The sequence below is a fragment of the Verrucosispora sp. WMMD703 genome, from assembly GCF_049178935.1.
In the GTDB taxonomy this organism is placed as follows: domain Bacteria; phylum Actinomycetota; class Actinomycetes; order Mycobacteriales; family Micromonosporaceae; genus Micromonospora; species Micromonospora sediminimaris.
In genome coordinates this window covers 5,088,907-5,101,790 of the sequence record NZ_JBMHMM010000004.1, presented here as the reverse complement: position 1 = coordinate 5,101,790, position 12,884 = coordinate 5,088,907, and the positions used below count along the sequence as shown (strand labels likewise).

Here is a 12,884-nt window from a genome sequence, read left to right as displayed (position 1 = left end):
GAGCGCTTCAACGTGCGGGGGGGTGCGCCAGCTACAGCGCTGGACCTCGAAAGCGAGCTACCTAAGCAGCGCTTCCCGGAAAGCCCGATCCTGCAATGAAGCAAACAGCGTGTCCAACTCGACGAGGCTTTCGCGATGAAGTGACTTGGTGGCGTCTATCTTGAGAATACGCTCAACGAATTCCAGCTGATCGGCGAGCGACGGCACCGGTATGGGTACCGAACCTAGATTCTCTGTGTTCAAGTTGTACTGGCCTGCTGAGGTCTTGCACCTATCTCGGAGAGCCGCTCTGCCGGCAGGTCCAGTCATATAAACCTGTGCGTAAGCGGGATGGATGCGTTGCTTATTCACGCGCGCCCGGATTAGGTAGGATGCGTAAATGAATTGGTCTGGTTGGAACCTCGATCGTCGAACGAGGCGTTGCTCGAAGACCGCGCAGCGTCCCACGTAGTCAGGGTTGCCGTTCGTTCGCACGAAGAGGAGATCGCCGTCAAAGAGTCTGAGGCGGCCAAATTCGGCGGGAGTTGCCGGAACTGTCTTGAGGTCCCGCAAATCGAGGGTTCCGTTGACTACATTCGGAATTCGCAGGGTCGGGGCGCCGGAGTTGCTGGACTTGTTCGAAGTGCCGTACCTAAATTCGTCGGTCAAACTTCCAAAAGTTTCTACCGGCAAGCGCCGTGGATTCTGTCGTGGATCGCCGAACATGTCGAGGAAGATGGACTGGGTGAGGTTGTCGAGGTGGGCGAGAGCTTGACGGCGCTTCGCGCGCAGCTCGTCCGCCCGATCCAGCACCTCCGCAATCCTCCTCTGCTCAGCGAGCGGGGGCAGAGGGATGATCATCTCACTCAGCTTCGCCACAGGAAAGTTGTCTGCCGTGGTGGCCCTGACCCAGCTTAAGATTTGGTTTGAATTCGCCTTAATAAATCGTGCCAGGTACTCTGGGTGCACCTCGGGGTCGCATAGTAGGGCTTTCATATCCTGGTTAATTGCAACAGGAATCTGATTTAGGCCGACCGGCACCGTGTGCTTCAGGACACCCGAGCGAACGACGATCAGAATCGACTGTGCCGGGACGAGTCGAGCGGCGCTGTTTGCGAGACCGGCGTCTGTGATCCTAATCTGGGAGCCGTCGATATGCCATGACTTCATGTCCTTGGGGGTGACCCACGGAATACTGCCATCGTAATACTCGGAGCTGCTTCGGGTTGGGGTGCCGCCGCCAACTATTCTCGTTACGTCCCCGAGGCGTACTGTTTTCGATGGGATCACTTGAGCATCGCCTTCAACTCGGCCATGCCCTGCTGGATTTCGGATTCCAGGCGTTCGAGGTCGGCGATGATTTCCAGGGGTGGGCGGTGTTCGACTTCCTCGTGGACGACTTCCTTGTAGCGGTTGAGGCTGAGGTCGTAGCCCTGGTCGGCGATGTCGGACTTGGGGACGCAGAAGCTCTGCTCGGTCCGGGCACGCTTCAGCTCGTCGCCGTCGCGGCGGGACCAGCGGGCTAGGGCGTCGGGCAGGTTGTTCTTGGCGTGCTCGTCGGCGGTGAGGGCCACCTTGAGGGCCGGGCCGAGCTTGTCATCAGGCAGTAGGGGAGTGCGCTTGTCGTCCAGGCTCCAGCCGTCGGCGGTCACCTCGTAGAACCAGACGTTGTCGGTGCCGCCGCTGTCAGTCTTGGTGAACAGCAGGATCGCCGTGGACACTCCGGAGTACGGCTTGAAGGTGCCGCTGGGCAGCTTGACCACGCCATCGAGCTTCTGGTCCTCGACCAGGATGCGGCGTAGCTCCTTGTGCGCCTTGCTGGAGCCGAACAGCACACCCTCAGGCACGATGACCGCCGCCCGGCCGCCGGTCTTGAGTAGCCGCAGGAACAGGGCGAGGAAGAGCAGTTCCGTCTTCTTGGTCTTGACGACCCGTTGCAGGTCCTTTGACGTGCTCTCGAAGTCGAGGCTGCCGGCGAACGGCGGGTTGGCGAGGATCAGGGAGTACTGCTCGGCCTCGCCGCTGACGCTCTCGGCGAGGGAGTCGCGGTAGCGAATCTTCGCGTTCTCCACGCCGTGCAGCAGCATGTTCATGCTGCCGATGCGCAGCATGGTGCCGTCGAAGTCGAAGCCGTGGAACATCTCGCCGTGGAAGTGTTCACGCTGCTTGGTGTTGTGCAGGGCTCCTGGGTGGTGCTTGCGGACGTACTCTCCGGCCTCGACCAGGAATCCCGCAGTGCCGCAGGCCGGGTCGCATATCACGTCGCCCGGTTCGGGCGCCATCATCGCGACCATCAACTGGATGATGTGCCGCGAGGTGCGGAACTGCCCGTTGTGGCCGGCGGTGGCGATCTTGCCGAGCATGTACTCGTACAGGTCGCCCTTGGTGTCCCGGTCCTCCATCGGGATGGTGTCGAGCATGTCGACCACCCGGTCCAGCAGCGCCGGATTCGGGATGGTGAACCGGGCGTCGTGCATGTGCTGCGAGTACGTCGAGCCGTCGCCGCCGAGCGTACGCAGGAACGGGAACACTCGGTCGCGTACCGTCTCGAACATCTCGGCCGGGGCGAAGTCCTTGAACTTCGACCAGCGCAGGTCGTCGTACTTGCGTCCCTGCTCGTCAGAGCCTTCCGGGAAGATCTCTTGCGGCTTCCTGCCGGTGCGTTCGAACCTGTTGTGCTCGCGGTTATAGATCTCATCCAGGCGCTTGATGAAGAGCAGGTAGGTGATCTGCTCGATCACCTCCAGCGGGTTGGAGATTCCACCCGACCAGAAGGCGTCCCAGATGCGGTCGATCCTGCTCTTCAACTCACCAGTGATCACGTAGCTTCGATCCCCACGCCGTCGGCCATCTCCAATTGACCTTCGCAGGGTAGTCCCGTTGGCGGGATGTCCGGCATAGGGCATCGGGTCGAGTCGGTGACCATTCGTCGCGCCCCTGGGCGGCAACTGGATGGTGCTCAGGTGGTGCCGGGGGGTTGGCCGTGCCAGCGGGCGCGGTAGGCGGCCTCGTTGGTCTCGTGGGTGGTGCGCTCCTCGAAGACCACCGCGCGCAGCGTGTGCCGGGCCTCGGACATCAGCACCACCTCGGCGAGGACCAGGCCGACGCAGATCGCGGTGAGCAGCCCGAGAGCGACCAGCCCGGGCATCGGCATGGCGACCGGGATCGCGGCGAGCAGCACGACCAGGGTGCCGACCCGGGTCCAGCTCAGCGTGTGCAGGGTACGTAGCTGGAACGCCATGTTGCCGAGCAGGTATAGGAACACCCCGCCGAACAGCATCGGCACGTCCGGCCCGCGCGCCGGCTCGGTCACCGGCACGCCGGGTTCGGCGACGTCGTGCACGATGCCCTCGGCGCCGAGGGCGAACAGGATGATCCCGGCGATCATCGGCAGGTAGAGGTACGCGTAGGCGTCGCGGGCCATCAGCACCCGGGCGCGACCCAGGGTGGCGTGCAGGGCGATCCGGGCGGCCGGGCCGATCAGGTCGTAGTGCACCCACCAGAGTGCGGCGGTGAAGAAGATCCCGAAGACGGCGGCGGTCACCCCGGGCCAGGTCGGAGCCTGGCCGAGCAGGTCGCTGCCGACGCCGACGGAGATCACCGACTCGCCGAGTGCGATGATCAGGATGAGGTCGTACCGCTCGGTCCAGTGCTCCGCCGAGGTCACCTGCCAGCCCCAGGTGCGGGCCAGCAGCCCGGTGCCGTACTGGAGCAGCACCACGCTCACCCAGAGCCCGTCCCGGACGAGGGCGGCCGTCCCGGCATCGGGGATGTGGGTGGGTAGCAGTGCCGCGACGAGCAGCAGCATGGTGCTCAGCGCCAGTTCGGGGGCGTATCGGAGCAGTTGCCGGCGTTCGGTCGGATCGTTCCGTACGACGTGCAGGAACAGGATCAGGTGGATGGCCCGGATGACCACGTAGCTGACCGCGACCACGACCGGACCCGCTTCATCCTTGTGGTCCATGAACGCCTGCGGCAGGGCGAGGGCGAAGCAGAAGAGCGCGGCCATCCCGATGACCATCAGCACCGGCACGAAACCCTCGCCGATGCGGATCCGGGTGGCCACCACCGTGTGCACCACCCAGCACCACCAGAGCACGGCCAGCACGAGGGCGGCGTGCAGCAGTTGGCGACCGTTGATGTTGGCGGCGGTGGCGCGGGTGATGATGAAGAACGAGAAGACGAAGACCAGGTCGAAGAAGATCTCGAACTTGTCGACCCGGGCGCCGGGTGCGATGCCGACGGCCGGCCCGAGCCGCCCCCGCCAGCCCATGTCGCCCACGGGCTGAGTCTGGCAGCGCCGACCTGGGCGTACGCCCGTTTCCGATCAGTCAGGCCGGCGGTACCGCAGGCCGTCCATCAACAGGTCGAGCAGGCGTCGGGCCTGGTCGCGCTGTTCCCGGCCGCCGGCGGCGAGCGACACCCCGCTGAGCCCGGCGAGGACGTCACCGGGTTCCACGTCCGACCTGATGGTGCCGGCCGCCGCGCCCGCCGCCAGCAGTCGGGTCAGGGCTGAGAGCAGCCGGTCCCGACTCTGCGCGAACGGGTTGGTGCCGGCGGCGATCACCAGGCGCAGCGCGTCGGCCATTTCCCGCTTGGTGGCGAGGTAGTCGATGAAGTGGTCCATCCAGGCCCGGGTCGCCGCCTCCGGAGGCAGCCGGTCGAGCAGCTCGGCGGCGGAGTCGCAGAGGCGCTCCAACTCGTTGCGGTAGGCGGCCTCGACCAACGCCTCGCGGGTGGGAAAGTGCCGGTAGAGCGTGCCGATTCCCACTCCGGCGTCGCGGGCTATCTGCTCCAGGGTTACCTCCGCGCCGGACCGGGAAAACGCCCGGACGGCCGCCTCCAGCAACCGCTGGCGGTTGCGTAGCGCGTCGGCGCGCAACGGTCGGGATGGCTGCTCCGGCACGTACTCCTCCTGACAGTCGGCCTCCGTCCGGTTGGCAAACGGAGGAACCTCCGGTTAGCCTGGCGGTAACGGAGGAGCCTCCGCTTCTCATCGTAGCGGCGGACCGACCCGCCGCACATCTGAGACAAGGATGGATCATGACCATCGGCACACCTGTCAGCACCCCGTTCACCGCGGCGTCCACCGCGCTGGAGGTCGTCGCCGGCATCGACCTCACCGGGCGCCGGGTCGTCGTCACCGGCGGCGGGTCGGGCATCGGCGTGGAGACCGCCCGGGCGCTCGCGTCCGCCGGAGCCGACGTCACCCTCGCCGTCCGCAAGCCCGAGCAGGGCGACCGGGCGGCAGCGGAAATCATCGGTACGACCGGCAACGACCGGGTCACCGTGGCCCCGCTCGACCTGGCCGACCCGGCCTCGGTGGCCGCCTTCGTGGCGACCTGGGACGGCCCGCTGCACATCCTGGTCAACAACGCCGGCATGATGGCCTCGCCGGAGATGCGTACCCCGCAGGGCTGGGAGATGCAGTTCGCCACCAACCACCTGGGGCACTTCGCGCTCGCCACCGGGCTCCACCCGGCCCTCGCCGCCGCGCAGGGCGCCCGGATCGTCTCGGTCAGTTCGGCGGCGCACCTGCGCTCACCTGTCGTCTTCGACGACATCAACTTCGAGCGCCGGGCCTACGAGCCGTGGGCCGCGTACGGGCAGTCCAAGACCGCCAACATCCTCTTCGCGGTCGAGGCGAGCCGGCGCTGGGCCGACGACGGCATCCTGGTCAACGCGCTGCACCCCGGCGCGATCCGTACCAACCTCCAGCGCTACGTGACCGAGGACGACCTGGCTCGGATGCGCGCCCAGAGCGGGCCGGCCACGCCATCCTGGAAGACCCCGGAGCAGGGGGCCGCCACCTCGGTCCTGGTGGCCACCTCACCGCTGCTCGACGGGGTCGGCGGCCGCTACTTCGAGGACTGCCAACAGGCCGGCCCCAACCAGCCCGGCACTCGCACCGGCGTGGCCGACTACGCCCTCGACCCCGAATCCGCCCACCGCCTCTGGAACCTCAGCACCCAATCAACAACGCCGCTAACCTCCTGATCAACAGGGGGCGGGCGGGGTCGGGGTACGGGTAGGGAGGGGCAGACAGCAGGGCGCCCCGGTCCGGTGGACCGGGGCGCCCTGCTGGTGCGCTGGGGGTTACAGGCCCAGTTCGGCTTCGAAGTTGCCGGCCTCCAGGCGCTCCTTGACCGCGGTCAGGAACCGGGCCGCGTCGGCACCGTCGATCAGCCGGTGATCGTAGGACAGGGCCAGGTAGACCATCTGGCGTACCGCGATGACCTCGCCCAGATCCGGGTCGTTCACCACTACCGGACGCTTGACCACGGCACCCGTACCCAGCATCGCCGACTGCGGCGACGGCACGATCGGGGTGTCGAAGAGAGCGCCCCGGCTGCCGGTGTTGGTCAGCGTGAAGGTCGCACCGGCGATCTCGTCCGGGCTGATCTTGTTGGTCCGGGTCCGCTCGGCCAGGTCGGCGACCCGCTTGGCGATACCGCCCAGGTTGAGGTCACCGGCGTTGTGGATGACCGGCACCAGCAGGCCCCGCTCGGTGTCCACCGCGATGCCGAGGTTCTCGGCGTCCGGGTAGGTGATCGTCCCGCCGTCCAGGTCCATGCTGGCGTTGACGATCGGGTACGCCTGAAGCGCCTCGATGGCCGCGAGAGCGAAGAACGGCAGGAACGACAGCTTGACACCGTGCCGCTGCTGGAACGACTCCTTGGCCTGCGCCCGCAGCTTGGCGACCTTCGTGACGTCCACCTCGACCACCGTGGTCAGCTGCGCCATCTCGTGCAGCGACGAGAGCATCCGCTTGGCGATGGCCGCGCGGATGCGCGGCAGCTTCTCGGTGGTGCCCCGCTTGGCGCTCGGCTGCGGCTTGGCGGCCGGCTTGGCCGGTGCGCCCGCCGCCGGCTGTGCCGCCGCCGGTGCCGGCGCGGCCTTGGCCGCCTTGGCCTTCTCGGCCGCGTCCAGCACGTCCTGCTTGCGGATCCGACCGCCGACACCGGTGCCGTTGACCGAGGCGAGGTCCACGTTGTGCTCGCTGGCCAGCTTGCGTACCAGCGGGGTCACGTAACCGGCTGCCTGCTCGCCGCCGTTGGACGGCGCCGCCGCGCGCTGCGGGGCCGCGGCCGGCGGTTGCGCCGCCTGCTCGGCCTTGACCGGCTCCTGCGCGGTCTCGGCCTCGGCGGCCGGCTCGTTGTACGACATGCCGGGCGTCGGCTCGGAGACCTGCGGCTCCGGCTTCGCCTCGGGCTCCGGCTTCGCCTCGGGCTCCGGCTCGGGCTTCGCCTCCGCCGCGGGCTTCGGCTCCGGCTTCGCCTCGGCCGGCGCGGCACCGGCGGCACCAACCACGGCCAGGGTCGCGCCGACCTCTGCGGTCTCGTCCTCGGCGACCTTGATCTCCAAAACGGTACCGGCGACCGGCGAGGGAATCTCCGTGTCGACCTTGTCGGTGGAGACCTCCAGCAGCGGCTCGTCGACCTCGACGGTCTCGCCGACCTGCTTGAGCCAGCGGGTGACCGTACCCTCGGTCACGCTCTCGCCCAGTGCCGGCATCTGCACCGGAGTGCCCTCGCCCGACGGCGCCGGGGCCGCCTGCGCCGGCTGCTCGGCCGGCTCCTCGACGGCGGGCTGCTCCGCCTCGGCCTCCGGCTCCGCCGCAGCCTCGGCGGCCTGCTCGGCGGGGGCCTCCTGCTGCTTCGGGGCGGCTCCGCCGCCGGCCGACTCGCCCTCGCCGGAGATCACCGCCAGCTCGCTGCCGACCTCGGCCGTCTCGTCCTCGCCCACCACGATCCGGGTCAGCACCCCGGCCGCCGGGGACGGGATCTCGGTGTCGACCTTGTCGGTGGAAACCTCGAGCAGCGGCTCGTCGACCTCGACGGTGTCGCCCTCCTGCTTGAGCCAGCGCGTGACGGTGCCCTCGGTGACGCTCTCGCCGAGCCGGGGCATGGTGACCGATACCGGCATGTTCTCCAGACTCCTTCATTTCCCTGGTGGGGGGAGCGCCGCCCGTCGCCGGACGCCGCGGGTACGTCGTGGTCAGGCGTGCGCGTGCAGCGGCTTGCCGGCGAGCGCGAGGTGCGCCTCGCCCAGGGCCTCGTTCTGCGTCGGGTGGGCGTGCACGAGCTGCGCCACCTCGCCCGGGTACGCCTCCCAGTTGTAGATCAGCTGCGCCTCGCCGACCAGCTCGCCGACCCGCGCGCCGACCATGTGCACGCCGACCACCGGACCGTCCTCGACCCGCACCAGCTTCACGAAACCGGCCGTCTTGAGGATCTGGCTCTTGCCGTTGCCGCCGAGGTTGTAGTTGTAGGTCTTGACCTTGTCAGCGCCGTACTGCTCCTTGGCCTTCGCCTCGGTGAGCCCGACCGACGCCAGCTCCGGGTCGCTGTAGGTGACCCGGGGGATGCCCGCCTCGTCGATCACCGCCGGGTTCTGGCCGGCGATCTCCTCGGCGACGAAGATGCCCTGCTGGAAACCGCGATGGGCGAGCTGGAGACCGGGCACGATGTCGCCCACGGCGTAGACGTTCGGCACGTTCGTGCGCAGCCGCTCGTCGGTCAGCACGTAGCCCCGGTCCATCTTCACGCCCTGCTCCTCGTAGCCGAGGTCGGCGGTGTTCGGGCCCCGGCCGACCGCGACCAGCAGCAGCTCGGCCTCGACGGTGTCGCCGCCGGCGATTGTCACCTTCACGCCGTTGTCGGTCTTCTCGACCTTCTCGAACGGCTTGCCGACCTTAAAGTTGATCTTCCGCTTGCGGAAGGCCCGCTCCAGCGCCTTCGACGACTCCTCGTCCTCGGCGGCGACCAGCCGGGGCAGCGCCTCGACGATCGTCACGTCCACTCCGAAGGACTTCCACACGCTGGCGAACTCGACGCCGATCACGCCGCCGCCGAGCACGATCGCCGAGGCGGGGACCCGGTCCAGGGTCAGGGCGTGGTCGCTGGTGATGACCCGCTCGCCGTCGATCTCCAGGCCCGGCAGGCTCTTGGCGTACGACCCGGAGGCCAGCACCACGTTGCGGCCGGTGTACCGCTTGCCGTCCACCTCGACCGCGTTCGGCGCGACAAGCTTGCCGTGCCCCTCCACGATCGTGATCGACTTGTTGCCCTTGAGCATGCCCTGCAGGCCCTTGTAGAGCCGCGAGATCACGCCGTCCTTGTACGAGTTGACCCCCGCCATGTCGATGCCGACCAGCTCGGCCTTGATACCGAACTGCTCCGACTCGCGGGTCTGGTCGGCGATCTCGGCCGCGTGCAGCAGCGCCTTGGTCGGGATGCAGCCGTTGTGCAGGCAGGTGCCGCCGAGCTTGCCCTTCTCGACCAGTGCCACGGAAAGGCCCAACTGGGTGGCGCGCAGTGCGGTCGCGTAACCGCCGCTACCACCTCCGAGGATGACGATGTCGAAGGTTGCGTCGTTCGGCTCGCTCACGTCCAACTCCCAGGTCGCTTCGCTGCATCGGGGGTCACGGCGGGGTAACACGGACACACCCCACCTCGGCCATCTTGTCACCACCGCGTCGCACCCGCGTACCGAGGTGCCCAACGACACGTTGCCGCCACGTACCCTTGGCTCTGCCTTCGATACGCCACGACTGGGGAGACGGCTCGGTGGGACTGTTCCGGCGAAGCAAGCGACCACGCGCGGCTGACCCTGACCGTACGGCCAATCGTGCCGATCTGGAGCACCTTGAGAACTTCGTCCGTACCCGTAAGGGCGTCGAGGCGTACATCGAACCGCGTACCACAGTCACCGAGACCACGGTGATCCTCATCGCCGACGACGGCGAGTGGACCCGACGCCGGATCGACGGACCGGACGGCGCGCGGCGGTTCGCGTACCGGCTGAGCATCCCGATCTACGACGTGGCGCTGATGGGCTACCCCCAACGCATGCGCGACTACAACGAGCGCCGCAAACGCCGCCCCGAGCAGTACTGACCCGCTCCCGCGCCCCGCGCCCGCGCCGGGGAGGCAGCAGTTTCGGGGAAGTTGCTGCCTCCCGGCGCGTGGACACAACAACTTCCCCGAAACTGATCGAAACCTGCGCAGCCCGCGCAGCCCGCGCGGGGCTCAGCCGTTGGCGGCCACGTCGTCGATCAGGTGCAGCAGGGTGCGGACCGGGACGCCGGTGCCGCCCTTGGTCCAGTAGCCGGTCGCCTCGCCTGCGTGGTACGAGGGGCCGGCGATGTCGATGTGCGCCCAGGCGACGTCGTCGGTGACGAACTCACGCAGGAAGACCCCGCCCTGGAGCATGTGACCGGCCCGGTCCATGCCCGCGTTGACCTGAGAGATGTCGGCGACGTCGGAGTCCATGCCCTTGCGCACGTCGTCCGGCAGCGGCATCGGCCAGGCGGGCTCGCCGACCGCGTCACCGGCACCGCGGACCCGCTCGCACAGCTCGGCGGTACCCATCACGCCGGAGATCCGCTTGCCCAGCGAGACGACCTGACCGCCGGTCAGGGTGGAGGTCTCGAACAGGTAGTCGCAGCCGTCGGCGCAGGCCCGGGCCATCGCGTCACCGAGGATCATCCGGCCCTCGGCGTCGGTGTTGAGCACCTCCACCTTCTTGCCGTTGAACATGGTGACCACATCGCCGGGCCGGTACGAGGTCCCGGACGGCATGTTCTCCGCCATCGGCACGTAACCGGTCACCGCCACGGACGGCTTCAGCTCGGCCACCGCCAGCATGGTGGCCGCCACCGCCGCCGCCCCGGCCATGTCGGACTTCATCTCCCACATGCCCTGGGCCGGCTTGATCGAGATGCCACCGGTGTCGAAGGTGATGCCCTTGCCGACCAGGGCGACCCGCTTACCGGTGCCGCCACCGTCCGGGGTGTAGATCAACTTGACCAGTCGCGGTGGGGCCTCCGAGCCCTGACCGACGGCGATGATGCCGCCGTACCCGCCCTCGCGCAGAGCGACCTCGTCGAGCACCTCGACGTCGAGACCGGCCGCCCGACCCGCCTCGGCGACCGCGTCGGCGAAGGCCGGCGGGCGCAGCTCGTTCGGGGCGATGTTGACCCAGTCGCGGGTACGCCGGACCGCACCGGCCACCGTCTGTGCCCGGACCACCTCGGCCTGTGCTGCTGCGTCCGCAGCGTCCGGCACGGCCACCAGCACCTCGGCGACCGGCTCGCGGCGGGTCGGCTGCGGACGGGTCTTGTACCCGGCGAAACGGTAACCGCCCAGCAGCGCGCCCTCGGCGACCGCGCGCAGCGCGTCGGCGGCGTCGGCGTCGTCCGGCAGCGGCAGCGTCATCGCCACGCGGGCCGCGCCGGCCAGGGCACGCACGGCGGCGCCCGCCGCCCGGCGCAGCGTCTCCGGGGCGGGTGCCGCACCACTGGGCTCCGGGCCGAGGCCGACGGCGGCGAGCACCGGCGCGCTGACGGTGCCCAGCGTCGCCAACTTGATCACCTCACCCGGGCCGCCGGTCGCGCCGAGCAGTGCCAGCGTCTCGGTCAGCTTGCCGTCGAAGGCGGCGGCGATGCTCTCGGCGCCGCTGGCGAGCAGCAGGGTGCCGGCGAGGCCGCTGGTGGCGTCCTGCTCGCCGGTCGTACTGTGCACGCCGATCACGATCGCGTCGACGGCGAGCTCGGCGGGGTCGGTGTCGACCAGGCTCAGGGTGGTGCTGGGCGATGTCACGGAGGCTGCTCCCGGGCGGGCCGGGCCGGTCGCGTGGTGGCGTACCGGCGATGGAGTTCCCCGACGGATGATTACCCGCCGGACGTCATTGCTGCCCCGCCGGGTCATCCGGCGGTCCCGCCGATGCTAACCAGCCCGGTGCGTCCCGGTAAGTTGCCACCCATGACCGAGGTGACCACCGACGCCGCCGCGACCCGGCTGCGTCGTTCCCCGCTGGCCGGCCGGCACACCGCGCTCGGCGCCAAGTTCGCTCCGTTCGGCGGCTGGGAGATGCCCCTGGAGTACGCCGGCGGCGGGGTGTTGCGCGAGCACACCGCGGTGCGTACCGATGTCGGCGTGTTCGACGTGTCACACCTGGGCAAGGTGCGGGTGACCGGGCCGGGGGCGGCGGAGTTCGTCAACACCTGCCTCAGCAACGACCTGGGCCGCATCGGGCCCGGCCGGGCGCAGTACACCCTCTGCTGCGACGAGGCGACCGGTGGGGTGGTGGACGACATCATCGCCTACCTGCACGCCGACGACCACGTCTTCCTCATCCCGAACGCGGCGAACAGCGCCGAGGTGGTACGCCGGCTGCGCGCCGCCGGGCCACCGCAGGTCACCATCACCGACGAACACGAGGGGTACGCCGTACTGGCCGTGCAGGGGCCCCGGTCGGCGGAACTGCTGAGCGATCTGGGTCTCCCCACCGAGCACGGGTACATGAGTTTCACCCGGGCGACGCTCGGCCCCGTCGAGCTGACCGTGTGCCGTACCGGCTACACCGGCGAACTGGGCTACGAGTTGGTGGTCCCGGCCGGCGACGCGGTCGCGGTGTGGGACGCGTTGTTCGCCGCCGAGCCGGCGCCGCAGGCGTGCGGGCTCGCCGCCCGGGACACGCTGCGCACCGAGATGGGGTACCCACTGCACGGGCAGGATCTCTCGCTGGAGATCACGCCGGTGCAGGCCCGCTCCGGTTGGGCGGTCGGCTGGGACAAGCCGGCCTTCTGGGGCCGCGACGTGTTGGTCGCGGAGAAGGCCGCCGGTCCGGCGCGTACGCTGCGCGGCCTGGTCGCCGTCGAGCGCGGCATTCCCCGCCCCGGCATGCCGGTGTACGCGGGCGACACCCGGGTCGGCACCGTCACCAGCGGCACCTTCAGCCCCACGCTGAAGCAGGGCATCGCCCTCGCCCTGATCGACACCGCCCCCGCCCTGCCCGACGGCGCCGAGCTGCACGTGGACATCCGCAACCGCCGCACCCCCGCCCACCTAACCCGCCCCCCCTTCATCCACCCCTCCGTCAAATAACCCCCACCCACCCAC

Annotated in this window: 10 protein-coding genes; 3 read left to right on the top strand and 7 right to left on the bottom strand. The window is 69.1% G+C overall.

The features are described from left to right. Positions 1-57 precede the first annotated feature (57 nt). The 4 genes from ACN26Z_RS23615 to ACN26Z_RS23600 form a co-directional block, all read right to left on the bottom strand. Positions 58-1,269 (bottom strand): restriction endonuclease subunit S, encoded by a 1,212-nt coding sequence (locus ACN26Z_RS23615; protein ID WP_421463458.1) that lies wholly within the window; start codon positions 1,267-1,269, stop codon positions 58-60. Beyond that, positions 1,266-2,801: a type I restriction-modification system subunit M gene (locus ACN26Z_RS23610; protein WP_421463457.1), complete on the bottom strand. Its 1,536-nt coding sequence runs from the start codon at positions 2,799-2,801 to the stop codon at positions 1,266-1,268. Before ACN26Z_RS23610 ends, ACN26Z_RS23615 begins: the two co-directional genes overlap by 4 nt. Positions 2,802-2,938: 137 nt before the next feature. Beyond that, a complete protein-coding gene (locus ACN26Z_RS23605) occupies positions 2,939-4,261 on the bottom strand; it encodes a low temperature requirement protein A (protein ID WP_421463456.1) in 1,323 nt (440 codons plus the stop codon). Positions 4,262-4,306: 45 nt separating this feature from the next. Then, positions 4,307-4,885: a TetR/AcrR family transcriptional regulator gene (locus ACN26Z_RS23600; protein WP_093401243.1), complete on the bottom strand. Its 579-nt coding sequence runs from the start codon at positions 4,883-4,885 to the stop codon at positions 4,307-4,309. Between the two features lie 137 nt (positions 4,886-5,022). On the opposite strand from ACN26Z_RS23600, the gene ACN26Z_RS23595 reads away from it, so the two are divergent. Then, positions 5,023-5,976 carry an SDR family NAD(P)-dependent oxidoreductase gene (locus ACN26Z_RS23595; RefSeq protein WP_421463455.1) on the top strand — a complete coding sequence of 318 codons (954 nt, stop codon included), beginning with the start codon at positions 5,023-5,025 and terminating at the stop codon, positions 5,974-5,976. Between the two features lie 99 nt (positions 5,977-6,075). Here ACN26Z_RS23595 and sucB read toward each other — a convergent pair whose 3' ends face one another. Together sucB and lpdA are read right to left on the bottom strand one after the other, a co-directional pair. Then, positions 6,076-7,905: a 2-oxoglutarate dehydrogenase, E2 component, dihydrolipoamide succinyltransferase gene (sucB, locus tag ACN26Z_RS23590; protein ID WP_421463454.1), complete on the bottom strand. Its 1,830-nt coding sequence runs from the start codon at positions 7,903-7,905 to the stop codon at positions 6,076-6,078. Positions 7,906-7,977: 72 nt separating this feature from the next. Then, a complete protein-coding gene (lpdA, locus tag ACN26Z_RS23585) occupies positions 7,978-9,369 on the bottom strand; it encodes a dihydrolipoyl dehydrogenase (RefSeq protein WP_282237354.1) in 1,392 nt (463 codons plus the stop codon). Between the two features lie 179 nt (positions 9,370-9,548). Here lpdA and ACN26Z_RS23580 point away from each other — a divergent pair, with 179 nt between their 5' ends. Beyond that, the gene (locus ACN26Z_RS23580; RefSeq protein ID WP_093401239.1) at positions 9,549-9,878 is read left to right on the top strand and encodes a hypothetical protein; all 330 of its coding nucleotides are present in this window, start codon (positions 9,549-9,551) and stop codon (positions 9,876-9,878) included. Positions 9,879-10,010: 132 nt separating this feature from the next. Here ACN26Z_RS23580 and ACN26Z_RS23575 read toward each other — a convergent pair whose 3' ends face one another. Next, positions 10,011-11,582, bottom strand: coding sequence for a leucyl aminopeptidase (locus ACN26Z_RS23575; protein ID WP_421463453.1), 1,572 nt, complete (start codon positions 11,580-11,582; stop codon positions 10,011-10,013). Positions 11,583-11,744: 162 nt separating this feature from the next. Between ACN26Z_RS23575 and gcvT the strand changes: the two genes are divergently transcribed. Then, positions 11,745-12,869 carry a glycine cleavage system aminomethyltransferase GcvT gene (gene gcvT, locus ACN26Z_RS23570; protein WP_421463452.1) on the top strand — a complete coding sequence of 375 codons (1,125 nt, stop codon included), beginning with the start codon at positions 11,745-11,747 and terminating at the stop codon, positions 12,867-12,869. Positions 12,870-12,884: the final 15 nt, after the last annotated feature.